We start from the raw sequence: 22,307 nt of genomic DNA, 5'->3' as shown, positions 1-22,307 counted from the left end.
TAGGTGCCGCCCCGCACAGGGGCAACCCTGGCACACCACCACGAAAACAAGGAAACGCCAAAACAGCAAAAACTGCGAACAAGCGCCCCGCGGCAGCACCCCCCACAAGGCGCGCCAAGCCCTAGCTTGCAGCTATCATACGATTATTCCCAATTCCTCCGTCCCCCTGATCGATGGCCAAACCCGCCGCCGCCAGCAAGTCCACTCCACCCCGCATGTCCGACGTGGCCCGCATGGCGGGCGTCTCGAAGATGACCGTTTCGCGCGTGCTGGCCGGGCGAAGCGCATCGGCGGCGACACGCGAACGCGTTCAGCGCGCCATCGAGGAACTCGGCTACGTGGCCGACGCGGCGGCCGGCGCGCTTTCCTCGGGGCGTTCGGAGTTCGTCGCGGTGCTCGTGCCGTCGCTGTCGAGCTCGAACTTCTCGGACACGGTGCAAGGCCTCACCACTGCGCTGGAGCCGCACGGCCTGCAACTCCTGATCGGCGATACCGATTACTCGCTCGAACGCGAGGAACGCCTCGTGCGCCAGTTGCTGCGCTACCAGCCGCGCGCGATCGCGCTGACGGGGGCGCAACACACGGAGGCGACGCGCGCGCTGCTGGAGCGCGCCGACGTGCCCGTCGTCGAGATGTGGGACTGGCCCAGCGATCCTGTCGATCGCGTGGTGGGCTTCTCGAATGCGAAGGCTACGCGCGAGATGGTGCGTTACCTGGCGGGCAAAGGATACCGCCGCATCGGCTTTATCGCGGGCGCGGGCGAACTCGACCGGCGCGGCATCGAGCGTCTCAAGGGCTATCAGCAGGAGGTCAAGGCGCTGGGTCTCGGGGCGCCGCGCGTCGTGAGACTGGGCGAGGCGCCGGTGACGATGAGCCACGGCGGTCCCGCCATCGCCGAACTGCTCGCGCAGTGGCCCGACACCGAGGCCGTGATGTGCGTAAGCGACATGTCGGCTTTCGGGGCGATCATGGAGTGCCAGCGGCGCGGTTTCGCGGTGCCGGACGACATTGCGATTGCGGGCTTCGGCAACTTCGAGGTCGCCACCTGCTGCCATCCGACCATCACGACGGTCTCCGTCGACGCGCTCGGTATCGGCCTGCGCACCGGCGAGTCGTTGCTCGCGGCGCTCGATGCGCGCGAGCGCGAAGCGGCTGGCGAGCCGCTGTCGTTCATGCGCGTGCCCGAAAAGGTCCGCATCGAGTACGCCGTGGTGCCGCGCGAAAGCGCGTAAGAACGCATGAGGACGCGCGCGGTAGCGCTTTAGCTCGACGCTTGGTACGCCACGTGAAGCCGTGCTAACATCGAAATATGTTACCGGTAACGAATCGTGTCGAGTCGCATCGAATCGTACCGGGGCAGGACGAAAGGAACAGGAGAAGGAGACATGACACAAACCCCGCGCAGGCTGCGCAGCCAGGAGTGGTTCGACGATCCGTCCCATGCCGACATGACGGCGCTCTACGTCGAGCGCTTCATGAACTATGGCCTCACGCGCGAAGAGCTGCAATCGGGCCGCCCGATCATCGGCATCGCGCAGACCGGCAGCGATCTCGCGCCGTGCAATCGTCATCACATTGCGCTCGCGGAGCGTGTGAAGGCGGGCATACGCGATGCGGGCGGCATTCCGATGGAGTTCCCCGTGCATCCGCTGGCCGAGCAGAGCCGCCGGCCTACCGCGGCGCTCGACCGTAACCTCGCGTATCTCGGGCTCGTCGAAATCCTGCACGGCTTCCCGCTAGACGGCGTGGTGCTGACCACGGGTTGCGACAAGACCACGCCGGCCTGCCTGATGGCGGCGGCGACCGTGGACCTGCCCGCGATCGTGCTCTCGGGTGGCCCGATGCTCGACGGCTGGCACGAGGGCAAGCGCGTGGGCTCCGGCACCGTGATCTGGCATGCGCGCAATTTGCTGGCGACCGGCGAGATCGATTACGAAGGCTTCATGCAGCTCACGACGGCGTCGTCGCCTTCGATCGGGCACTGCAACACGATGGGCACGGCGCTCTCGATGAACTGCATCGCCGAGGCGCTCGGCATGTCGCTGCCGGGCTGCGCGAGCATTCCCGCAGCCTATCGCGAGCGCGGGCAAATGGCCTATACGACCGGCAAGCGCATCGTGGACCTCGTGCGCGAAGACGTGCGCCCGTCGCAGATCATGACGCACGCGGCGTTCGAGAACGCCATCGTGGTGGCTTCGGCGCTCGGTGCGTCGACGAACTGCCCACCGCACCTGATCGCCATTGCGCGTCACATGGGCGTCGATCTGAGCCTCGCGGACTGGCAGCGCGTGGGCGAGCAGGTGCCGCTGCTCGCGAACTGCATGCCGGCCGGCGAGTATCTGGGCGAGAGCTTTCACCGCGCGGGTGGCGTGCCGGCGATTCTGCGCCAGCTCGACGAAGCGGGGCTGCTGCATCGCGATTGCCCCACGGTGTCGGGCCGCACGATTGCGGACATTGCAACCGCGGCGCCGCAAGCCGATCGCGACGTGATCCGCCCGCACGACGAGCCGCTCAAGCACGGCGCCGGATTCATGGTGCTCTCGGGCAACTTCTTCGACAGCGCGATCATGAAGATGTCGGTGGTCGGGGAGGCGTTTCAGCGCACCTACCTGAGCGAGCCCGGCGCGGAAAACGTCTTCGAAGCGCGGGCGATCGTGTTCGACGGCCCCGAGAATTACCGCGCGCGCATCAACGACCCCGCACTCGAAATCGATGAGCACTGCATACTGGTAATCCGCGGCTGCGGTACGGTGGGCTACCCGGGCAGCGCGGAAGTGGTGAACATGGCGCCGCCCGCGGAGCTCGTCAAACAGGGCATCGACTCGCTGCCGTGCATGGGCGACGGGCGCCAGAGCGGCACGTCCGCGAGCCCTTCGATCCTGAACATGTCGCCCGAGGCGGCGGTGGGCGGCGGCCTCGCGCTGCTGCGCACGAACGACCGCATCCGCGTGGATCTGAACGCGCGCAAGGTCGACGTCTTGATTCCGGAGGACGAACTGGAACGCCGCCGCGAAGCCGCGACGTTCGGCGTGCCCCCGTCGCAAACGCCGTGGCAGGAGCTGTACCGGCAGTTCGTCGGGCAGCTTTCGACCGGCGGCTGCCTCGAACCGGCTACGCTCTATCTGAAGGTGATCGCCGAGCGCGGCGAGCCGCGCCATTCCCACTAGGAACCCGATATGACCACACTTTCTTCTTCCGCCTGTTTGCCCGTCGATCTCGACGACGCGGTGCTGGTGGGCCGCGTCTGGCGCCGTGACGGTGCGCAGGCCGGCCCAAGCGTCGTCGCGGTGCGGCGCGGCGAAGTTTTCGACATCACCGCCGTCGTGCCCACCACGGCCGATCTGTTCGACCGGCCCGACCTGCTCGACGTCGCCCGTCATGCGCCGGGCGAATCGCTCGGCCGCGCGGAGGCGCTCGTCGCGGCGGCAACCGGCGACGCGACCGGCCCGGTGCTGCTCGCACCCTGCGACGTGCAGGCGATCAAGGCGTGCGGCGTCACGTTCGCCGTGAGCCTCGTCGAGCGCGTGATCGAAGAGCAGGCGGGCGGCGACCCCGCGAAGGCGCGCGCGGTGCGCGAGACGATCAGCGAGCTGATCGGCGCCGATCTTTCTAAGATCAAGCCTGGCTCCGATGCGGCCATGCGTCTGAAAGAGGAATTGCAGCGGCGGGGGGCCTGGTCGCAGTATCTGGAAGTCGGCATCGGGCCCGATGCGGAGGTTTTCTCGAAGTCGCAGCCCATGTCGGCCGTGGGCTTCGGCGCGGAGATCGGACTCTTGCCCGCATCGGTCTGGAACAACCCCGAGCCTGAAATCGTGCTTGCGGTGAACGCAAGCGGCGGGATCGTCGGCGCGACGCTCGGCAACGACGTGAATCTGCGCGACATCGAAGGCCGGTCGGCGCTGCTGCTCGGCAAGTGCAAGGACAACAATGCCTCGTGCGCAATTGGCCCGTTCGTGCGGCTCTTCGACGGCCGCTTCACGCTCGATTCGGTGCGCGCGACCAGCGTTTCTCTGCGCGTGGAAGGCGCCGACGACGGCTTCGTGCTCGACGGCGTGAGCCACATGCGCGAGATCAGCCGCGATCCGGCCGATCTCGTCGCGCAGACCTGCGGCGCACATCACCAGTACCCGGACGGCTTCATGCTGTTCCTCGGCACGATGTTCTCGCCGATCCTCGATCGCGATGCGCCCGGTGCGGGCTTCACGCATCATCTGGGCGACGTGGTGACGATTTCGGCGCCGGAGCTGGGCGCGCTCGTGAACACCGTGAAGCGGTGCACGGACGTGGCGCCGTGGACCTTCGGCGTGCGCGCGCTCTACCGGAACCTCGCGGCGCGCGGGCTAATGGGGGCGCACTGAGCGCGCGTCTTGCATGAACAGACTTCAGGATTCAGGAGGTAGGCGATGAGCCAGTTCGCTAATTTCATTGCGGGCAACTGGGTGGAAAGCACGCAGGTGTCGCGCAACGTCAATCCGTCGAATCTGGACGACGTGATCGGCGAGTTCGCGCAGGCCGACGCGGCCCAGGTCCATCACGCGATCGGCGCGGCCCGCGCCGCGTTTCCGCAGTGGTCCAACTCGACGCCGCAGCAGCGCTTCGACGTGCTCGACCGCGCCGGTACGCTGATACTCGAACGCAAGGCCGAGCTAGGCCGCCTGCTCGCGCGCGAAGAGGGCAAGACGCTCGCCGAAGGCATCGGCGAAGTGGGGCGCGCGGGGCAGATCTTCAAGTTCTTCGCGGGCGAGGCGCTGCGCCTGAACGGCGAGATCCTGCCCTCGGTGCGGCCCGGCATGACCGTGGAGGTCACGCGCGAACCGCTGGGCGTGATCGGGCTCATTACGCCGTGGAATTTCCCGATCGCGATTCCCGCGTGGAAGATCGCGCCGGCGCTCGCCTACGGTAATTGCGTCGTCATCAAGCCCGCCGACCTCGTGCCGGCTTCGTGCTGGGAGCTCGTGCGCATTATCGCGGAGGCGGGCGCGCCGGCCGGCGTCATCAATCTCGTGATGGGGCGCGGTTCCGTGGTGGGCGAGGCGCTCGTCGAGTCGCGCGAGGTGGACGCGATCAGCTTCACGGGGTCGGTGGCGACGGGCCGGGCGATTGGCGCGAAGTGCGTGCAGCTCGGCAAGAAGTTCCAGCTCGAGATGGGCGGCAAGAACCCGATGGTGGTGCTCGACGACGCGAATCTCGATGTTGCGGTGGACGCGTGCATCAACGGCGCGTTCTATTCGACCGGGCAGCGCTGCACGGCGTCGAGCCGCCTGATCGTGACCGAAGGCATTTACGATCGCTTCGTCGCGGCAATGCAGGCCCGCATGCGTCAGCTCGTGGTGGGCGACGCGCTGGAGGCGGCCACGCAGATCGGCCCGGTGGTCGACGACCGGCAACTCGCACAGGATGAGCGCTATCTCGACATCGCGCGGGAAGAGGGCGGCGAAGTGTTCGGCGGCGAACGCGTGGCGCATGCGGCGCAGGGCTATTTCCTCGCGCCGGCGCTCGTTACCGGAACCACGCCGGCGATGCGCATCAACCGCGAGGAGGTGTTCGGCCCGGTGGCTTCCGTGATCAAGGTGAAGGATTACGACGAGGCGCTCGCGGTGGCGAACGATACGGAGTTCGGTCTTTCGGCGGGCATCTGTACGACTTCGCTGAAATACGCGACGCATTTTCGCCGGCACGCGCAGGCGGGCATGGTGATGGTGAACACGGCGACGGCGGGCGTGGACTATCACGTGCCGTTCGGCGGGCGCAAGGGTTCGAGCTATGGCCCGCGCGAGCAGGGCAGCTATGCGCGCGAGTTCTACACGGTCGTCAAGACGGCATACATCAATCCGCTGGTTTGATCGCGTACAGGGTGGTCTGCCATGCAAGCCTGTCCCCTGCGACTGTCTCCCGGCGAAGACCTGCGCGCCGCGGTTGAAACCGCCTTGCGCGAGCGCGGCGTGAGCGCCGCCTTCGTGGTGCAGGGCATCGGGAGCCTTAGCGTCGCGCAGCTACGCTACGCCGGCGCCGAGTCTGCCTGCGAGCTGCGCGGCGATCTGGAAATACTGACCGTTGCGGGCTCGGTGTCGCCCGACGGCGCGCACCTGCACATGTCCGTTGCCGACGCGCACGGCCAGGTATCGGGCGGCCATGTGGCGCACGGCTGCCGCGTGCGGACCACGGCCGAGCTACTGCTCGTCCTGCTCCCCGAGCATCGTTTCTCGCGCGCCCTCGACCCCCAGACAGGGTATAAAGAGCTACAGATCGACGGAGAGCCCACCCGTAAGTAACGGGTGAGGTGCATAGGAACTACGCCCATTGCATCGGAATCCGAAGCAATGGGCGTTGCGCTACCGTTCGCGTATCAGGCCTTCTTCACGTAGGCGCTGCACCATCCGCCGCTATTGACGAGCTTGCCGCCGAACATCGGGCAGGGGCCGTTGGGCGCCCCGGCCTTGCCTTGCCAGAGCTGGCAGTTCGAGCAGGACTGCCCGGCCTGATACTTGGCGTACTTCGCCTTGTCGACCTGCGATGCATTGGATTTGTACCCGAGCGCCTGGGCGGTGGGATCGCTTTCCGATACCGGGGCGGCGTCGGCGCGCGCTTCTTCGATGAAGACCGGGGTGGAAGCAAGTGCCGCAGCGATGGCGATAAAGCGCCGGCGGGAGCATGGCATTGCAAGTCTCCTGTGCTGGGCGCGGCTGTGGGGAAGGGCCGCGCGGGTTGACGTCGAGGTCGAACTCCTTGTAACAGACTATGGCGAGGCGTCGTTTGGCGCAAGGTGATTTTTAACGTCACGTCGTGACAGGGATGCCTCGGCGTCTCAACTTTTCGAATGCCTTGCGGCGCCCGCGGCGGCGCGCGGCGACACCATCGTGCGGCTGCGATGGCGCACTTCCTTGCTGAATTCGGTGCAGGCCTGCGTCATCAGGTCGGTCGAGCGGTACACCATGTACACATGGAAGTCGGGCAGCTCGTCGCGGATAGGAATGGGCTTGAGCGTGGTGCGATTGAGCATGAGCGGCCCGCCCGTGCCGTAGAACACGAAGTCCGACCACATGCTGATCAGGTCGGTGCAGGTGGCCAACTGCAGACCGAGCAGATTCGATGCGCTTTGCACGATGCGTCTCGGCATGTCGAGGCGATGCAGCCGCATGAGGCTCGCGAGCGGGCTGCCGGGGTCGTCGAGCGGATCGAGCGTGAGCCAGTCGGCCTCCAGCAGCGAACGCAGGCTCGTGACGCGGCCAAGCGGATGGCCGGGCCGCGCAGCGATCACCATGCCCACCGAGAAGAGCGGCTCCCACTGGAACGCGTTCGTGCCGGGGCCACTGTTCGTGGAGATCAGGGCGAGGTCGAGGTGGCCTTCGCGCAGGCCCTCCAGTATCTGCTGGGGCCGCATTTCGTAGGCGCGTAGCGCGACGGCGGGATAGCGCAGGCGAAACTCCGCGATTGCTTCAGGCAGCGGGCCGCTCGATGCGACGGCCGAAAAGCCGATATTGAGCTGGGCCTCCGCGTGGCCGCGCATGGCTTCGATGTCTTCCAGCGCGTGCCGCAGCTCCTGCTCGACCACGTTTGCGCGCTTGGCGAGTACGCGCCCGTAGTTCGTGAGGCTCACGCCGCGCACCGAGCGCGACATCAGCGTGACGCCCAGCTCGCGCTCCAGTTCGGCCACGGCCTTGGAGAGCGCGGGCTGCGAGATATGCAGGCTGCGCGAGGCCTCGTGCATGCTGCCGTGCTGCGCGAGCGCGAGCAGAACACGCAGTTGGTGCAGTTTCATCCGTGCGTTCCTTGCAGGGGCGTACGTAGTTGCCCTGGTGGGCCGGCTTGCGAATAGATTGTCGTCGCATTCTACGTGGTCGCGCCGCAAACGGTCCTGTTCAAGGACGTGTTCGCGGCAAGGGCCTGCAAGGAGTTGGGCGTGGCGCTGCCGGCCAGATTGAGGTTACCCGCCATTCGCTTGGGACTGCCACACGATTTTTGCAGAACATCATGGTGAACCACCACAGCGATAAAACGCAGCGGGCGGCCCTGACTTTCGGCCGCCCGCCGCCGCCGCGGTTTAGCGCAGATCGAAGCGGTCGAGATTCATCACCTTGACCCAGGCCGCCACGAAGTCGCTCACGAACTTCGCGTTGCCGTCGGCGCTCGCATAGACTTCGGCGAGCGCGCGCAGGATGGCGTTCGAGCCGAACACCAGATCCACGCGGGTGCCGGTCCACTTCGGCTGTCCCGTCTTGCGGTCGTAGCCTTCGTAGATGTCGCCGGCCGCCTTCCATTCCGTGCCCATGTCGAGCAGGTTCACGAAGAAGTCGTTGGTGAGCGCACCCGGCGTGCTGGTGAAGACACCGTGCGAGCTTCCGTCCGCGTTGATGTTGATGGCGCGCAGGCCACCGATCAGCGCCGTGAGTTCGGGCGCGGTCAGCGTCAGCAACTGGGCCTTGTCGATCAGCAGGGCTTCGGCCGGCACGGCGTACTTGCCCTTGAGATAGTTGCGGAAGCCATCCGCAATGGGCTCGAGCGCTGCGAACGAGGGCACGTCGGTCTGCTCGGACGAGGCGTCCACGCGGCCCGCTGCGAACGGCACGGTCACATCGACGCCTGCGGCCTTCGCGGCCATTTCAATGCCTACGCTGCCGGCCAGCACGATCACGTCGGCGAGCGATGCCTTGCCCGAGGCCTTCTGGATGGCCTCCAGTTTGGCGAGCGTATCGGCGACAGGCTGGTTGACCTCCCAGTCCTTCTGCGGCGCGAGGCGGACGCGAGCGCCGTTGGCGCCGCCGCGCTTGTCGGAGCCGCGGAAGGTCGAGGCCGAGGCCCAGGCCACGGCGACCAGATCGGAAGCCGGGAGGCCGGAAGCGCGAATCGCTTCCTTGAGCGCGGCGAGGTCCGACGCGCTGGGCGCGTGCGTCGCCTTGGGCAGCGGATCTTGCCAGATCAGGTCTTGCGCGGGCACCTCCGGACCGAGGTAGCGGGCCTTCGGTCCCATGTCGCGATGGGTCAGCTTGAACCAGGCACGCGCGAAGGCTTCGGCGAATGCCTGCGGCTGTTCGAGAAAACGGCGCGAAATCTTTTCGTAGGCGGGATCGACGCGCAGCGACAGATCGGTCGTCAACATCGTGGGCTTGCGCTTCGGTGCATCGGGGGCCGGCCCCGGGATGACGGCGTCGGCGTCTTTCGCTACCCACTGGATCGCGCCGGCCGGGCTCTTTTCCTGGACCCATTCGTACTTGAACAGATTCTCGAAGAAGAAGTTGCTCCATTGTGCGGGCGTCTGGGTCCAGGTGACTTCGAGGCCGCTGCCGATGGCGTCGACACCCTTGCCGGACTTGTAGCTGCTGGACCAGCCCAGGCCCTGGGCTTCGAGCGGGGCGGCTTCGACGGGGGCGCCCACGTGGCTCGCCGCGCCGGCGCCGTGCGTTTTGCCGAAGGTATGGCCGCCGGCGATCAACGCGACCGTTTCCTCGTCGTCCATCGCCATGCGGGCGAAGGTCTCGCGAATGTCGCGCGCGGCGGAAAGCGGGTCGCCGTTGCCGTCCGGGCCTTCCGGATTCACGTAAATGAGGCCCATCTGCACGGCGCCCAGCGGATTCTCGAGATCGCGGTCGCCGGAGTAGCGGCTGTTGGGCTGGCTGCTGGCGGCAAGCCATTCTTTTTCGGCGCCCCAGTAGACGTCGTTGTCCGGCTCCCAACTGTCTTCGCGGCCGCCGGCGAAGCCGAACGTGCGAAAGCCCATGGTTTCGAGCGCAACGTTGCCGGTCAGGATCATCAGATCGCCCCAGGAAATCTGCTGGCCGTATTTCTGCTTGATCGGCCACAGCAGGCGGCGCGATTTGTCGATGTTGACATTGTCGGGCCACGAGTTCAGCGGGGCGAAGCGCTGCTGTCCGCGCCCTGCGCCGCCGCGGCCGTCGCCGGTGCGGTAGGTGCCGGCGGCATGCCAGGCCATGCGGATGAATTGAGGACCGTAGTGGCCGAAGTCGGCCGGCCACCACGCCTGGGAGTCGGTCATCAGCTTGCGCAGATCGGCCTTGAGGGCCTCGTAGTCAAGCTTGCTGAAAGCTTCGCGATAGTTGAACTTGTTGCCGAGCGGGTCCGATTTCTCGGAGTGCTGGCTCAGGAGATCGACACGCAACTGGTTGGGCCACCAGTCCCGATTGGTCGTGCCGCCGCCGCTGGTGTGGGTGGCAGGCGTGGTATGGCCGGGGAACGGGCACTTGGGTTCGGATGACATGACTCTCTCGCAGGATCGTGGTTGGTTACATCGATACGCCCACAGTGCATGAGGCCTGCGGGCGGGGAGAACAGGCAACCCATGTTATGGGAACGCGGTCATTGGGGAAAATTGATTTTCCCCAATGACGGAATACCGAAAACCTATTACGCCGTCGTTGCAGGCAGACAAGCGTAGCACCGGGGTGACCGGCATGCTCTGTGGCGCGCCTCATGGTGGGCCGGCGGGTGGCCGGCGGATGGCCGGCCACCCTAAATTTTCCTTAATCTCGCGAGGCCGCCAGCTTAAAGCACGGACCCGTGACCGAGGGCGATAATCGCTGCCAGCTTCCGTATTCGCCATGCGTTGCAGAAGCCGTGCCATTCCTTTCACTACGGCCACTTAACATGGACCAGCTACGAGCCATGCGCGTGTTCGCGCGCGTCGTCGACCTGGGCAGCTTCACGCTCGCGGGCAAGCAGCTTGGCATGTCCTCCGGGGCTGTCACGCGCAGCGTCGGCATGCTCGAGGCGCATCTGAACATGCGCCTCCTGAACCGCACGACGCGCCGGCTTTCCTTGACCGATGCAGGGCGCCTCTATCTGGATGGCTGCCGCGTGGTGATCGAAAAGCTCGACGAAGTGGAGTCGGACCTCGTGCGCGCCACGCGCGACCCAGGCGGCATATTGCGCATTGCCGCGCCGTCGTTGTTCGCGAATGGCGGGCTGACGCCGCTCCTCGGCGCATATCGCGAGGCGAATCCACGCGTGAATTTCGACGTGACGGTCTACGACACGCAGATCGACCTGATAGAAGGGGGATTCGACGTGTGCTTCGCAACGGACCGGCAACAGGTCAACGCAACGCTCGTCTGCCGCAAGCTCACGCCGGTGAAAGAGGTCGTGGTGGCGGCGCCCGCCTATCTCGGGCGACGCGGCGTGCCGCGTGCGCCGGCCGATCTTGCGGCGCACGAACTGCTATCGGTCGCGCATAACCCGCGCACGTGGGAGTTCAGCGACGCGCGATGCTCGCAGCGCATCCACGCCCACGGTCCGCTCACGGCAAGCAGTCACGCCACCGTGCGCGCCGCCGCGCTTGCAGGGCTGGGGATTGCGCTGCTGCCGCAACCGCTCGTTGCCGACGACATCGCGCGCGGCAGCCTGCAGGCCGTGCTCGACCGCTACGACGTGGACGGCGGCATGCACGACATCTCGATCGTCTATCCGGGGCGCCGGTATCTGACCATGAAGGTGCGGTGCTTTATCGACTTCGCCATCGAGCAGTTCCGCGGCGATCCGCGCAACGGACTGGCGATGCCGCCGTCGCGTAGCCGCGTGGCGCGGGACTCGCGAGCGCCGGCCATGGCGCTGATGGATCGAAGCCTGCAGTAATTGCCTGCTTTCCGCATGTATTCCCGTGCTGCCGGCAAGGTCACGGCATGGGCAAAAGCGTGGCGAAACATTCCAGGTCCACGTCGACGAAAGCTGGCTGCGCGGTCTTCCGGGACGCAAGGTAGGCCGCATGTCGAATCTTCCCCATGTTCAGGACGAACGATTCTTCGGGAGTCCGATCGGGATCGAGCGAGAGCAGGACCTGGAACGATACGGTTCCCACTCTCAGCACCAGGTCGTCCATGATCGCAAAAGAGACCACCCCCAGTTTCTCTACCACTCTGGGCCTTGAAATATGAAATTTGCAGAACATGCTCTTTCCGGGCGGCAAGGCGATATTCGTCAGAATTTATTTCACTGCCCCGGCGGATGAAAGACCGGTTCGCACTACACGACCGGTGAAAAAAGGACTAGTTTCCGTTCCCGTGAGGCGAACAGGCGGCCGTCATCTCTCACCCATGACAAAATTACCAGGCGAGATTGTGCAATTCGCTCTGTTCTTTGCGAGGCTTTGCATTCATGATGAGCGGAGTGGGCGGCTGCCGGTACGGCCTGCAAAACAACGGGGATACGCGATGGATTCCGCTTCCACCAGGCCGCAGGTCGACCGGCGGCAGTTGCAGCAGATCGTGGCCGGACTCACCGAGGGCATCGTGCTGGCCGATCCCGACGGCTCGATCGTCTGGGCCAACGAAACGGCCTTGTCGATTCACGGCGTCGATGCGCTCGCGGATTTCGGCGGCGATGCCACCGGCTTTCAGAAGCGCTTTTCGCTGAAATACCGCAATAACCACGCGCTGCTGCCCGAGCAATATCCGCTCGCGCGCGTGCTCGCGGGCGAGGTGTTTCACGACGTGATCGTCGAGGTGACGAAGCCCGGAGACGACACGTTTCGCCGTGTCCACCAGATACGCAGCCTCGTGCTGACCGACGCCGCCGACGAGCCGCAGTCGCTGGTGCTCGTGATCCAGGACGTGACGGAGCGGTTCACGGCCGAAGAGCGCTTCGAAAGAACCTTCAACGCCAATCCGGCGCCTGCCGTGATCTGCCGGCTGTCCGACCTCCGGTACGTGAAGGTCAATCAGGGCTTCCTGGAGATGACCGGCTACGCGCGGGACGAAGTCATCGGTTGCTCGGCCTATGAGTTCGACGTGCTCGGCGGGTCGGACAGGAGAGATCAGGCCGTCGGCTACCTGAACGAAGGCCGCACGATCCCGCAAATGGAAAGCGTGCTGCGCATCGCGGACGGCGGCAGCAAGTTCGTGATCGTGGCGGGCCAGCCGATCGAGATCGGCGACGAGAACTGCATGCTCTTCACCTTTATGGACCTCGAACCGAGGCGGAAAGTCGAAGCGGCGCTGCGGCAGACGGAAGAGCGCTTTTCGACGGCCTTTCGTCTCGCGCCCGTGCCGATGACCGTCGGCTCGCTGGACGACATGCTGTTTCTCGACATCAACGACGCATTCGTTGCGGTGACCGGCTACCAGGCAGAAGAGGTGATCGCACGGAGTCCGTCGTCGCTGGGATTGTGGGCGGACGGCGCGGCTTTCGATCAGTTTCGGCAAGACGTCGAATCGGCCGGCAGCGTGCGCAATGTCGAGATGCAGTTGTGCACCAAGAGCGGGGACACGCTCGACTGTCTCGTTTCTGCCGAGACGGTCACCATCCATGAGCGGCGCTGCGTGTTGTGCGTGCTCCAGGACATCACGGAGCGCAAACGTTCCGAAGGGGAGTTGATCGCGGCCATCGAGACGGTGATGCAGGACACGTCGTGGTTCAGCCGGACCGTGATCGAAAAGCTGGCGGAGATTCGCCATCCCGCGCGCGCAGGCCAGACAGGCGCGGCGCTCGCGGACCTGAGCCCGCGCGAGCGCGAAGTCCTCGTTCTGATGTGCGAGGGCAGCGACGATTCGAAGATTGCAGAAACGCTGCACCTGTCGCGCAACACGGTGCGCAATTATGTTGCCGCCATCTACAGCAAGATCGGCGTCAACCGCCGTTCGGCGGCTATCATCTGGGCGCGCGACCGTGGAATCGACCGCAATGGCCACGCAGGGATATCGCCACGGCCGGGTCATCTTCAACGCGGCCGGGAACGATAACGTCAGTTATCCTTATCAAGCTTGTCGCGGACCTTGTCCTTGGCCTCGCCGATGTTGCGCTGGACCGTACCCGTCGCTTTTTCGACTTTGCCTTCCACCTCGGTTTCCCGATTACCTGTGACCTTGCCGGCCACTTCCTTGATCGAGCCTTTGATCTCCTTCGCTGCGCCCTTGATCCGGTCGTTATCCATGATTGCTCTCCAGTCGATGAGGGGAAAGTCCCTTGCCGAAACGGCGGGGACAGGCTCAATGTAGCGAAGCATCGCGCCTGGCAACAGAGCCGTACGCACCGGGTAATCCGGTATCGTTGTCACGAACCTGGCGGAAGGACAGGTGTGCGAATCCGGGCCGGCGCTCGGGGCTTGCGCCCATGGAGAGTCCGGCAGTGCAGGTCGGTATGGTTGAACCAGGCCGATTGGTATGCCGGTATCTATTCAGTGCCGGGGCGGCGGCGATACAGTGGCCGCATCCGGTGGCCAGGCCGCCGGACGGCGCTGCGTCACGCTGATCGCCCATCGACAACGGGCTTCCTTCTTTCCTTTCGCCATGAAACCACTTTCCGCTCAAGATCCGGATTCCGGGGAAGCCGCGCAACGGGAGGTACCGTCGGTGCAGACGCTTCAGATACGGGAATTGCATCATCGCATGCGCAATAGCCTTCATCTGATCGCCTGCACATTGCAGCTTCAGTCACGCCAGTCCAGCAATGCCGAAACGAGGTATGCGCTCGATACCGCCGCCCGCCGCATCGGCAGCGTCGCGCGGATTCACGAGCATCTTTATGGGAGCGGCCTGCGTGGCGGCGAGCCCGCGAGAGACTATCTGGCCAGCCTTCTGCGCGACCTGCGCGGCGCGCTGCTGGACCCCGGCAGCCTGCGCACGTTGCGTCTCGCGGCCGGCGAAGCGTTCGTGCTCGATCGCGAGACGCTCATATCGCTCGGCTCCATCGTGGCCGAACTGGTGACCAACGCGGTCAAATACAGCACCGGCGACGTCGATGTGACATTGGCGTGGCACGCAGGGCAGGTGGAAGTCGTCGTCGAAGACAAAGGGCGCGGATTTCCGGCCGGTTTCGATCCCGTGCACGATGCCGGTTTCGGTCTTCGGCTCGCGCATCATCTGTGTACCGCATCGAGGGGAACCCTGCAGATCGAGACGAATGCCGGACATGGCCGTGTCAAGGCGGTGCTCGCTCGGTAAACGCCGTGGACCTGTTCGAATTTCCGGTCATCGGCCACGGCGTGCGCGCCTTTTAGGTAATTCGTACTCCAATACACCGCGGGCTCGTGCCCAGACTATCGCGCCGGCTCGCCGGTGGACGCCGATCTTCGTGTATATCCGCGAGACGTGATTGCGGACGGTATTGCGTGATAGCCCGAGCGCGCCGGAAATGTCCTCGTCGGTCCGCCCCTCGCACATCAGGCCAAGCACCTCGAGTTCGCGCGGCGTAAGATCGGACAGTTCCGCTTCCGGGCCGGCCACGCGGCGCGGCTGACGCAGTTGAGCCAGTTTCTCGATGACCGCCTGGCTAAACCAGCTCATGTCCTTCATGACGCTCTCGATTGCCTCCATGAGTTCGGCTTCGGAACGCTTGCGTTCGGACACGTCCTGAAACACGGCGAGAACGCATTGCTGGCCGTCGACGGTCGCGGTCTCGATCGACAGGAGGCAATCCATGTGAGCGTCCTCGCGCGTGCGGAGCCGGATTTCCATTTTCCTGAGGCTACGGGATTGGCGAAGCGTCGTCGCGATATGCCGGCAGGTGCGATCGTCGAGCAGCCGGACTTCCGACGCCCCGCGTCCCCGGAGTTCGTCATGGGCGTAACCGGTCGCGGCGATGAACGCGTCGTTGACGTCGATGATCGTGAAGCCGGCGAACGTAGCGATGACCATGGGAATCGGGGTCATCAGAAATGCCTTGCGGAAGGGCAAATCGTCATCGTGTTGCGCGAGTCCGTGTTCGCTGCGTGATGCCAGGGGCACGGCGTATTTCTTGCCGGAGATCGGCAGGATGCCCTTGCTCTCCGCCTCGTCCAGCTTGCGCCGGGAAATGTCGCGCATGACGAGGACGATGCCCGAAGCGCCGCCGTCACCCTGCACCCTGCGCGCGTTGACCTCCATCCATGCGTAGCTTCCATCCTTTCTTTGCATGCGAACTTCCGTCGGCACGGGATCGACGCCGTCCCGCATGAGCCGCTCGTGGGCGGCGGCTACCGTGGGCAAATCTTCCGGAAAGACAAAGGCGTCCGGGCCCTTTCCCACCATCTCCTCGGGTTTCCAGCCGAGAATCCGCTCGCACGACGGCGACGCATAGTGCATCACGAGGTCGAACCCTACCCGGCACACCATGTCGGCGCTGTTCTCCGCCAGAAACCGGAAATCCTCTTTCTGGTTTCGCATCATTCACGCTCCCGGCAGGTTTCAGACGGTTTTTCTGATGAATAAGGCGCGAGCCTTGGGGGTAATGCCTGCTTTTATCACGCCGGATCCGCGACGGTATTCCCGGATATCCGGAGAGAAAGGAATAGGGCGGTGCGGAGAGAAAGAACGGCCTTTTTGAAATAAATGGGGTCAAAATTATTTTTATTGATTTTCGAAATGACCAGACGATTCCTGTTGCCAGGTGATCGTATCAATACCTCGCACCCAGGAAGGTCAAATATTGTCAGGGGCGTTGCCGGTTAAGCAGAAGCTGACGACCGGCTCGTGGTGGCTCGACTGTGAAATCATCATTCGCCGTCGTTCTCGCGCTAGTGATTCCATTCAGTTATCGCGATGAAAATTTGTCACTTCTTTCAAAAGTGAAGCTGGGTTGAAACTCGATCCGGTCGGTGTTCCTCTGCGCCGGCGATGTGTTACCCAAAGCAGTTTATCTACGAAGGCGAAGGGCGCGGTCCGGCCCGCTTCGTTCACACCGTCCTGCGGAGATCCGCCATGAATGACGTCACGCTCACGGCCGCCGACGAAGCCGGCTCCCCGCGCCTCGCCGGCGTAGCCGCGCCCGCCGCCTCGCGCGCGAGCCAGTTCCGGCTCATCGCGGCCTGCTCGATCGGCAACGCGCTCGAAATGTACGACTTCACGGTCTACAGCTTCTTCGCCATCCTGATCGGCCGGCTCTTCTTTCCCTCGGACAATCCCTATGGTTCGCTGCTGCTCGCGGTAGCGACCTTCGGCATCGGCTTCGTCATGCGTCCGCTCGGCGCCTTCGTGATCGGCAGCTACGCGGACCGGCGCGGCCGCAAGGCCGCGATGACGCTGACCATCGCGCTGATGGTGGGCGGCACGCTGTGCATCGCTTTCGCGCCCACTTACGCGCAGGCGGGCGTGCTCGGCTCGTTCGTGATTCTCGCGGGGCGCCTGTTGCAGGGCTTCTCGCTGGGCGGCGAGGTGGGGGCGGCCACGGCCATGCTGATGGAGTCGGGCGCCGTGGGCCGGCGCGGCTTTCGCGTGAGCTGGCAACTGGGCAGCCAGGGCATCGCCGCGCTCCTCGGCGCCTTCACGGGCGCGCTCCTGTACGCCTTTCTCACGCCCGCCGCGCTCGAAAGCTGGGGCTGGCGCCTGCCGTTCCTCGCGGGCCTCGCCATCGCGCCCGTGGGCCTCTACATCCGCTCGAAGCTCGACGAAACGCACGAGGCCGCGCCCGACGTGCCGAGCCCGCTCGGCACGCTGATGCGCGAGCATGGAACGAAACTGCTGCAAGGCATTCTCTCGGTGACCGCGGGCACGGTGGGGATGTACCTCGTGGTGTTCTTCATGCCCACCTACATGATCCGCGTGCTGAAGATGCCGCCGTCGCTCTCGCTGCTCGCGGGCTGCGCGACCGGGCTCACGATGCTCGTGGCGTCGCTCGCTTCGGGGCGGCTGGCGGACCGTTTCGCGCGCCGCAAGCCCATCGTGATGGCGGCGATCTTCTTCAACATCGCCTTCGTCGTTCCGGCGTTCTGGCTGATGACGCACTTTCCGAGCGTGCCGCTGGTGCTGCTGCTGGCGGTGATCATGACGGCGGCCACCAACCTCGGCTCGACGCCGATGCTGCTCATCATCATGGAAATACTGCCGAAAAGCGTGCGCGCAAGCGGGCTTTCGGTGATCTACAGCGTAGGCGTGACGGTGTTCGGCGGCAGCTCGCAATTCCTCGTGACGTGGCTGCTCGCGAAAACGGGCAATCCGCTCACGCCCGCGCTCTATCTCGTCGCGTGCAGTTGCGTGACTTTGCTCGCGGTAGCGAGCATCCGCGAACACCGCGTTGCCTGACCTTCCCCAACTCTTCGATCATGGAGGACGACCTTGCCATGAAGCGCGAACCCGCTTTGATGCCATTCAGACAGTTGCCCACGCTGCTGCCCCAAATCGAAATCGACGCCGAGACCTTCATCGGCATACGCCGGCAGATCCATGCCCAGCCGGAGCTCGGCTTCGAGGTGGGCGCCACCGCGAAGCTCGTCGCCATGCTGCTCGAGAAGTGGGGCTACGAGGTGCATACGGGCATTGGACGTAGCGGCGTGGTTGGCCAGCTCAAGGTGGGCGACGGCCAGCGGCGCCTCGGCATACGCGCCGACATGGACGCGCTGCCGATCGTCGAGAACACCGGTCTGCCTTATGCGAGCCAGACCTCCGGCAAGATGCACGCGTGTGGGCACGACGGCCACACGGCGATCCTGCTCGCGGCGGCGAAGGAGCTGGCCGACCGGCGCGACTTCAACGGCACGCTGAACCTCATTTTCCAGCCCGACGAAGAGAACCTCTGCGGCGCGAAGGCGATGATCGACGACGGTCTCTTCGAACGCTTTCCGTGCGACGCCGTTTACGCGCTGCACAACATGCCGGGCGTGCCGGCGGGCACGTTCCGCGTGCTGCCGGGGTCGGTGAGCCTTTCGTCCGACGTGGCCGACGTGACGCTCAAGGGCGTGGGCGGCCACGGCGCGATGCCGCACCGCGTGAAGGATCCCATCGTGGCGGCGGGCGCGCTCATCGCGGCGCTGCAGACCGTGGTTGCGCGCAATGTGCCGCCGGACGATACGGCCGTCGTGTCGATCGGCTACATTCGCGGCGGCGCGACGCACAACGTGATTCCGGAGTCGGTCCAACTGGGCCTGAATGTGCGCGCGGCGCGGCCCGAGACGCGCGCGCTCGTGGAGGCGCGCGTGCGCGAGATCGTTGCGTTGACCGCGCAGGCGCATGGCGTGGAGGCGCAGATCGACTATCGTCAGCTCACCCCACCGATGGTCAATACGTCTGAAGAAACGGTGCTCGCGCAACAGGTCTGCGCGGAGCTGGTGGGCGAAGAGAACGTGGTCACGCAGGCACCGAAGGGCTTGAACGGCAGCGAGGATTTCGCGTGGATGCTGGGCGCCGTGCCGGGCTGCTACCTGCTGCTCGGCAACGGCGAAGGCGAGTTCGGCGGCTGCATGGTTCACAACCCCGGTTACGATTTCAACGACCAGGTGTTGCCGCTGGGCGCGGCATGCTGGGTCCGTCTCGCGCAGAGGTTTCTCGCGACCTGATCCACTGCGGTTTGTCCGGCCCCGCGTTGTATTTCACTTTCACGCGTGCGGCTTGTTCAAGGCCGCACGCGTTTTTGCGTTACCGGGCTTTTGCGCGATGCCTGACATAAGCAGCGAATTTGCCGAGACCCTATGAGCCGCCCGCGGTTGCAGCATTCCATTTGACTAGCCGAAACAGGGCTGACCGATGGCACAATAGAAGTTAACCTCCTTTTCATCCGGTGCAGCGACAACATCCAAGACGCATTGCAATGAATGCAGCATCGAATGTCATGGCCGGCAAGGGCAAGCGTTTCGTCGAACGCGTCTATCGTCTGAGGATCGCGGGGCTTGGCCTTGGGTTCCTCTGTGTCGCCTCCGTTTTCTGGCAGCAGCACCGTGGCTTCGTGCTATGGGGGCTGCTTGCCTTTCACGGTTTTCTCTGGCCGCATGTTGCGCGGCGCGCCTCGCTGGCCTGCGAAGTGCCGTTTCGTGGCGAACGCGTCAATCTTCTGATCGATGCGGCGTTCGGCGGCTTCTGGGTGATCGCGATGCGCATGAACGTGCTGCCGTGCGTGCTGATCCTCGTGATGCTCAGCATGGACAACATCGCGGCAGGCGGTGTGCAGTTGTTCGCGCGTGGCGTGCTGGCCCATCTGGTGGGTTTCGTCATCGGCATCCTGACGCTCGGCTTCCTGTTCGAGCCGATGTCGAGCATGCCGACGATCCTCGCCTGTTTGCCGTTTCTCGTGATCTATCCGCTTGCGCTGGGGTTGGCCACCTACCGCATTTCGCGCAAGCTCGGGGAGCAGACCCGTACCCTCCAGCGGCTGAGCCGCACCGATGGCCTCACGGGGCTGCTCAACCGGCGCAGTTGGGAGCACGAGCTGTCCGCGGAATTCGAACGTTGCCGCGAGCGCCGTTATGCGTCGTCGCTGTTGCTTGTCGACCTCGATCACTTCAAGCGCATCAACGACACGCTCGGCCATCCGGCCGGCGATGCGGTTCTGCAGGCCTTTGCCGCCATGCTGCAGTCGCATTTCCGCGAGAGCGACCCGATTGGCCGTTACGGCGGCGAGGAGTTCGGCGTGGTGCTGCCCGGCGCGACGCTCACCGAGGCGCGCGCCGTGGCCGAACGCCTCGTCGCGACGGTGCGCGACCAGGCGGGGCACGACGGCGCCGCGTGTCCTTGCACGATCAGCGTCGGCATCGCGCAATGCGAGCAGGACATGCCCAATCACATCGCCTGGCTGCAGAAGGCCGACGCGAGCCTTTACGGCGCGAAGCTGGGCGGACGCGACCGCGTGGTAGTGGGCGAGGCGCTCGCGCAGCCGTGAGTGCGCGTATTCGCTAACGGGTGGTTCGGGTCGGCCTTGTGGACCTGGCTCGCTTATTTCGCGTGCAGCGCGGCGGGCTCGGCCTGCTGCGCGCCGCGGTTCAGGCACCCGATCCCGGCCAGCGTGGCAGCGACCGCGACGTCCAGCGGCGTGTGCGGCTCGCGGCCCAGCGTGGCAACAACCCGCGCGTTCTCGAGCCGGATCGGCTCGCGCCAGAGGTAGCGCATCTCCAGCATTTCGCGCAGCGTCGTGACGAACGGCGCGGCCGCGTAGACGAACGCCCACGGAAAGCGGCGCTGGCGCGGCTTCGCGCCGTGCCGCTGCGCGACACGGCAGATGGCTTGCGCCATCTGCTTGCCGTCGGCATCCCAGTGACCGCCGAAGTGGAACGTCGCGAACGCCGGCAGCGTGGCTCGTCGTTCGATCAGCTCGACCATCGTGCGGGCCACGTCGGGCACGTAGGCCCACTGATGGCCCACGCCGGGGCGGCCGGGCAGGCGGACGACGCTAACGGGCCGGCCCGCTTGCACGATACCTTGCGAGAACCAGTTATTGCCGGTGAGATGCGGACCGAAGAAGTCGCCGGCCCGCACGACGATCGTGCGCACCCCTTGCGCGGCGGCCGCCTGCAATTGCCGCTCGAGTTCGACGCGGATCGCGCCCTTGCGCGTGCGCGGCCGCTGCGGCTGGTCTTCGGTGAGCGTCGGGAACGCCTCGGGCCCGTAGTTATAGACCGTGCCGGGCAGGACGACGGTTGCGCCTTCGGCCTGGGCCGCTGCGATGGTGTTGCCGATCATCGGCAACACGAGCTTCGACCAGTTGCGATAGCCGGGCGGGTTCACGGCGTGGACGATCACGGCGCAACCGCGCGCCGCGCGCATGACGGCTTCGCGGTCCATGGCGTCGCCCTGCCGCCAGTCGATGCCATCACCGGAATTCGCGACTTCCGCCGCCCGGCGATGCAGCGCGCGCACCTGCCAGCCCGCCTCGCGCAACTGGCGCGCCACTTCGCCGCCTATCCCGCCGGTGGCGCCCAGCACGAGCGCAAACCGGTCCTGCTGTCCCTGACGTTCGGAAAATGGGGTTGCCATGATGATCCTCCGCTGCGTTCCGATGGTTTCGACGGAGACATTCTGCGACGGGCGCCGCACATAATAAATTGGCAAACAAAAGGGATCGGCTATACATTTATGTATGACTTCGAACCTGAGCTGGGAGCTCTACCGGACTTTTCTCGCCGTGCTGACCGAAGGCTCGCTTTCGGGGGCCGCGCGCGCGCTCGGCATCACGCAGCCGACGGCGGGGCGGCACGTCGAGGCGCTGGAGGCGGCGTTCGGCCAGCCGCTCTTCACGCGTTCGCAGACGGGCCTGCTGCCGACCGAAGCGGCCACGGCGCTGCGCGGCTACGCCGAGGCGATGCGCAGCACCGCGGCGGCGCTGGAGCGCGCGGCGTCCGGCCGGGGCGAGGAGATGCGCGGCGTGGTGCGGATCTCGGCGAGCGAGGTGATCAGTGTGGAGGTGCTGCCGCCCGTGATCGCGCAATTGCGGCGCGAGCATCCGGGGCTCGTGGTCGAGTTGGTGGCGACGAATCGCTTGCAGGATCTGCTGCAGCGCGAAGCGGACATCGCGGTCCGCATGACGCGGCCGGTGCAGGAGATGCTGATCGCGCGGCGTATCGGCGCCGTCGAAGTGGGACTGCATGCGCGCGACGACTACCTCGCCGCGCATGGAACGCCGGCCACGCTAGACTGTTCCGTCGCGATCTAAACGGTATTCTGTAGTGCGAGATATTTGGCGTTGAG

Annotated in this window: 18 protein-coding genes and 1 pseudogene; 12 read left to right on the top strand and 7 right to left on the bottom strand. The window is 65.4% G+C overall.

From position 1 onward, the window contains the following. The first annotated feature begins 215 nt into the window (after positions 1-215). The 5 genes from V8683_RS29660 to V8683_RS29640 all read left to right on the top strand — a co-directional run bounded on the left by V8683_RS29660 (position 216) and on the right by V8683_RS29640 (position 6,272). A complete protein-coding gene (locus V8683_RS29660) occupies positions 216-1,232 on the top strand; it encodes a LacI family DNA-binding transcriptional regulator (RefSeq protein WP_411192848.1) in 1,017 nt (338 codons plus the stop codon). Positions 1,233-1,385: 153 nt separating this feature from the next. Further along, positions 1,386-3,167 (top strand): IlvD/Edd family dehydratase, encoded by a 1,782-nt coding sequence (locus V8683_RS29655; protein WP_411192849.1) that lies wholly within the window; start codon positions 1,386-1,388, stop codon positions 3,165-3,167. A 9-nt stretch (positions 3,168-3,176) separates the two neighbouring features. Beyond that, positions 3,177-4,358, top strand: a complete 1,182-nt coding sequence (locus tag V8683_RS29650; protein ID WP_411192850.1) for a fumarylacetoacetate hydrolase family protein — start codon at positions 3,177-3,179, stop codon at positions 4,356-4,358. 45 nt (positions 4,359-4,403) lie between these two features. After that, positions 4,404-5,843: an aldehyde dehydrogenase family protein gene (locus tag V8683_RS29645; RefSeq protein WP_411192851.1), complete on the top strand. Its 1,440-nt coding sequence runs from the start codon at positions 4,404-4,406 to the stop codon at positions 5,841-5,843. A gap of 21 nt (positions 5,844-5,864) precedes the next feature. Next, positions 5,865-6,272 (top strand): PPC domain-containing DNA-binding protein, encoded by a 408-nt coding sequence (locus tag V8683_RS29640; RefSeq protein ID WP_411192852.1) that lies wholly within the window; start codon positions 5,865-5,867, stop codon positions 6,270-6,272. A gap of 74 nt (positions 6,273-6,346) precedes the next feature. Here the strand turns inward: V8683_RS29640 and V8683_RS29635 are convergent, their stop codons facing one another. From V8683_RS29635 to katG, 3 genes are all read right to left on the bottom strand, one after another. After that, positions 6,347-6,658: a high-potential iron-sulfur protein gene (locus V8683_RS29635; protein WP_027797736.1), complete on the bottom strand. Its 312-nt coding sequence runs from the start codon at positions 6,656-6,658 to the stop codon at positions 6,347-6,349. Between the two features lie 147 nt (positions 6,659-6,805). Beyond that, positions 6,806-7,759, bottom strand: coding sequence for a LysR family transcriptional regulator (locus V8683_RS29630; protein ID WP_411192853.1), 954 nt, complete (start codon positions 7,757-7,759; stop codon positions 6,806-6,808). A 282-nt stretch (positions 7,760-8,041) separates the two neighbouring features. Further along, positions 8,042-10,213 carry a catalase/peroxidase HPI gene (gene katG, locus V8683_RS29625; RefSeq protein ID WP_411192854.1) on the bottom strand — a complete coding sequence of 724 codons (2,172 nt, stop codon included), beginning with the start codon at positions 10,211-10,213 and terminating at the stop codon, positions 8,042-8,044. Positions 10,214-10,599: 386 nt separating this feature from the next. Between katG and V8683_RS29620 the strand changes: the two genes are divergently transcribed. Then, positions 10,600-11,583, top strand: a complete 984-nt coding sequence (locus tag V8683_RS29620; protein ID WP_411192855.1) for a LysR family transcriptional regulator — start codon at positions 10,600-10,602, stop codon at positions 11,581-11,583. 40 nt (positions 11,584-11,623) lie between these two features. Here V8683_RS29620 and V8683_RS29615 read toward each other — a convergent pair whose 3' ends face one another. Then, on the bottom strand, positions 11,624-11,896 hold the full coding sequence (locus tag V8683_RS29615; RefSeq protein ID WP_411192856.1) for a hypothetical protein: 273 nt from the start codon (positions 11,894-11,896) through the stop codon (positions 11,624-11,626). A 262-nt stretch (positions 11,897-12,158) separates the two neighbouring features. Between V8683_RS29615 and V8683_RS29610 the strand changes: the two genes are divergently transcribed. Continuing rightward, the gene (locus V8683_RS29610; protein WP_411192857.1) at positions 12,159-13,685 is read left to right on the top strand and encodes a PAS domain S-box protein; all 1,527 of its coding nucleotides are present in this window, start codon (positions 12,159-12,161) and stop codon (positions 13,683-13,685) included. Positions 13,686-13,687: 2 nt separating this feature from the next. Here V8683_RS29610 and V8683_RS29605 read toward each other — a convergent pair whose 3' ends face one another. Beyond that, on the bottom strand, positions 13,688-13,876 hold the full coding sequence (locus V8683_RS29605) for a CsbD family protein (protein ID WP_411192858.1): 189 nt from the start codon (positions 13,874-13,876) through the stop codon (positions 13,688-13,690). Positions 13,877-14,144: 268 nt separating this feature from the next. Between V8683_RS29605 and V8683_RS29600 the strand changes: the two genes are divergently transcribed. Then, on the top strand, positions 14,145-14,885 hold the full coding sequence (locus V8683_RS29600) for a sensor histidine kinase (RefSeq protein WP_411192859.1): 741 nt from the start codon (positions 14,145-14,147) through the stop codon (positions 14,883-14,885). 27 nt (positions 14,886-14,912) lie between these two features. Here V8683_RS29600 and V8683_RS29595 read toward each other — a convergent pair whose 3' ends face one another. After that, on the bottom strand, positions 14,913-16,088 hold the full coding sequence (locus tag V8683_RS29595; protein ID WP_411192860.1) for a PAS domain S-box protein: 1,176 nt from the start codon (positions 16,086-16,088) through the stop codon (positions 14,913-14,915). 531 nt (positions 16,089-16,619) lie between these two features. Here V8683_RS29595 and V8683_RS29590 point away from each other — a divergent pair. The 3 genes from V8683_RS29590 to V8683_RS29580 all read left to right on the top strand — a co-directional run bounded on the left by V8683_RS29590 (position 16,620) and on the right by V8683_RS29580 (position 20,505). After that, complete coding sequence (locus V8683_RS29590) at positions 16,620-17,939, top strand: MFS transporter (protein WP_411192861.1); 1,320 nt, start codon at positions 16,620-16,622, stop codon at positions 17,937-17,939. Positions 17,940-17,977: 38 nt separating this feature from the next. Then, entirely contained in the window at positions 17,978-19,189 is a 1,212-nt protein-coding gene (locus V8683_RS29585) for a M20 aminoacylase family protein (RefSeq protein WP_411192862.1), read from the top strand. A 251-nt stretch (positions 19,190-19,440) separates the two neighbouring features. Further along, a complete protein-coding gene (locus tag V8683_RS29580; RefSeq protein WP_411192863.1) occupies positions 19,441-20,505 on the top strand; it encodes a diguanylate cyclase in 1,065 nt (354 codons plus the stop codon). 53 nt (positions 20,506-20,558) lie between these two features. On the opposite strand, the gene V8683_RS29575 is transcribed toward V8683_RS29580, so the two are convergent. Further along, positions 20,559-21,596 (bottom strand): NAD-dependent epimerase/dehydratase family protein, encoded by a 1,038-nt coding sequence (locus V8683_RS29575; RefSeq protein ID WP_411192864.1) that lies wholly within the window; start codon positions 21,594-21,596, stop codon positions 20,559-20,561. Positions 21,597-21,699: 103 nt separating this feature from the next. Between V8683_RS29575 and V8683_RS29570 the strand changes: the two are divergent. Next, positions 21,700-22,254, top strand: a pseudogene (locus V8683_RS29570) (LysR family transcriptional regulator); the annotation flags it as partial. Positions 22,255-22,307 lie beyond the last annotated feature (53 nt).

It is taken from the genome of Paraburkholderia sp. AV2 (genome assembly GCF_054968425.1).
Note: the sequence above shows the minus strand (reverse complement) of the source record. Positions and strands in the feature narration are given on the sequence as shown.

Bases quoted from the DNA above. Each gene is read 5' to 3' on its own strand.
- V8683_RS29660 (WP_411192848.1), top strand. From the start codon at position 216: ATGTCCGACGTGGCCCGCATGGCGGGCGTCTCGAAGATGACCGTTTCG.
- V8683_RS29655 (WP_411192849.1), top strand. From the start codon at position 1,386: ATGACACAAACCCCGCGCAGGCTGCGCAGCCAGGAGTGGTTCGACGAT.
- V8683_RS29650 (WP_411192850.1), top strand. From the start codon at position 3,177: ATGACCACACTTTCTTCTTCCGCCTGTTTGCCCGTCGATCTCGACGAC.
- V8683_RS29645 (WP_411192851.1), top strand. From the start codon at position 4,404: ATGAGCCAGTTCGCTAATTTCATTGCGGGCAACTGGGTGGAAAGCACG.
- V8683_RS29640 (WP_411192852.1), top strand. From the start codon at position 5,865: ATGCAAGCCTGTCCCCTGCGACTGTCTCCCGGCGAAGACCTGCGCGCC.
- V8683_RS29635 (WP_027797736.1), bottom strand. From the start codon at position 6,658: ATGCCATGCTCCCGCCGGCGCTTTATCGCCATCGCTGCGGCACTTGCT.
- V8683_RS29630 (WP_411192853.1), bottom strand. From the start codon at position 7,759: ATGAAACTGCACCAACTGCGTGTTCTGCTCGCGCTCGCGCAGCACGGC.
- katG (WP_411192854.1), bottom strand. From the start codon at position 10,213: ATGTCATCCGAACCCAAGTGCCCGTTCCCCGGCCATACCACGCCTGCC.
- V8683_RS29620 (WP_411192855.1), top strand. From the start codon at position 10,600: ATGGACCAGCTACGAGCCATGCGCGTGTTCGCGCGCGTCGTCGACCTG.
- V8683_RS29615 (WP_411192856.1), bottom strand. From the start codon at position 11,896: ATGTTCTGCAAATTTCATATTTCAAGGCCCAGAGTGGTAGAGAAACTG.
- V8683_RS29610 (WP_411192857.1), top strand. From the start codon at position 12,159: ATGGATTCCGCTTCCACCAGGCCGCAGGTCGACCGGCGGCAGTTGCAG.
- V8683_RS29605 (WP_411192858.1), bottom strand. From the start codon at position 13,876: ATGGATAACGACCGGATCAAGGGCGCAGCGAAGGAGATCAAAGGCTCG.
- V8683_RS29595 (WP_411192860.1), bottom strand. From the start codon at position 16,088: ATGATGCGAAACCAGAAAGAGGATTTCCGGTTTCTGGCGGAGAACAGC.
- V8683_RS29590 (WP_411192861.1), top strand. From the start codon at position 16,620: ATGAATGACGTCACGCTCACGGCCGCCGACGAAGCCGGCTCCCCGCGC.
- V8683_RS29585 (WP_411192862.1), top strand. From the start codon at position 17,978: ATGAAGCGCGAACCCGCTTTGATGCCATTCAGACAGTTGCCCACGCTG.
- V8683_RS29580 (WP_411192863.1), top strand. From the start codon at position 19,441: ATGAATGCAGCATCGAATGTCATGGCCGGCAAGGGCAAGCGTTTCGTC.
- V8683_RS29575 (WP_411192864.1), bottom strand. From the start codon at position 21,596: ATGGCAACCCCATTTTCCGAACGTCAGGGACAGCAGGACCGGTTTGCG.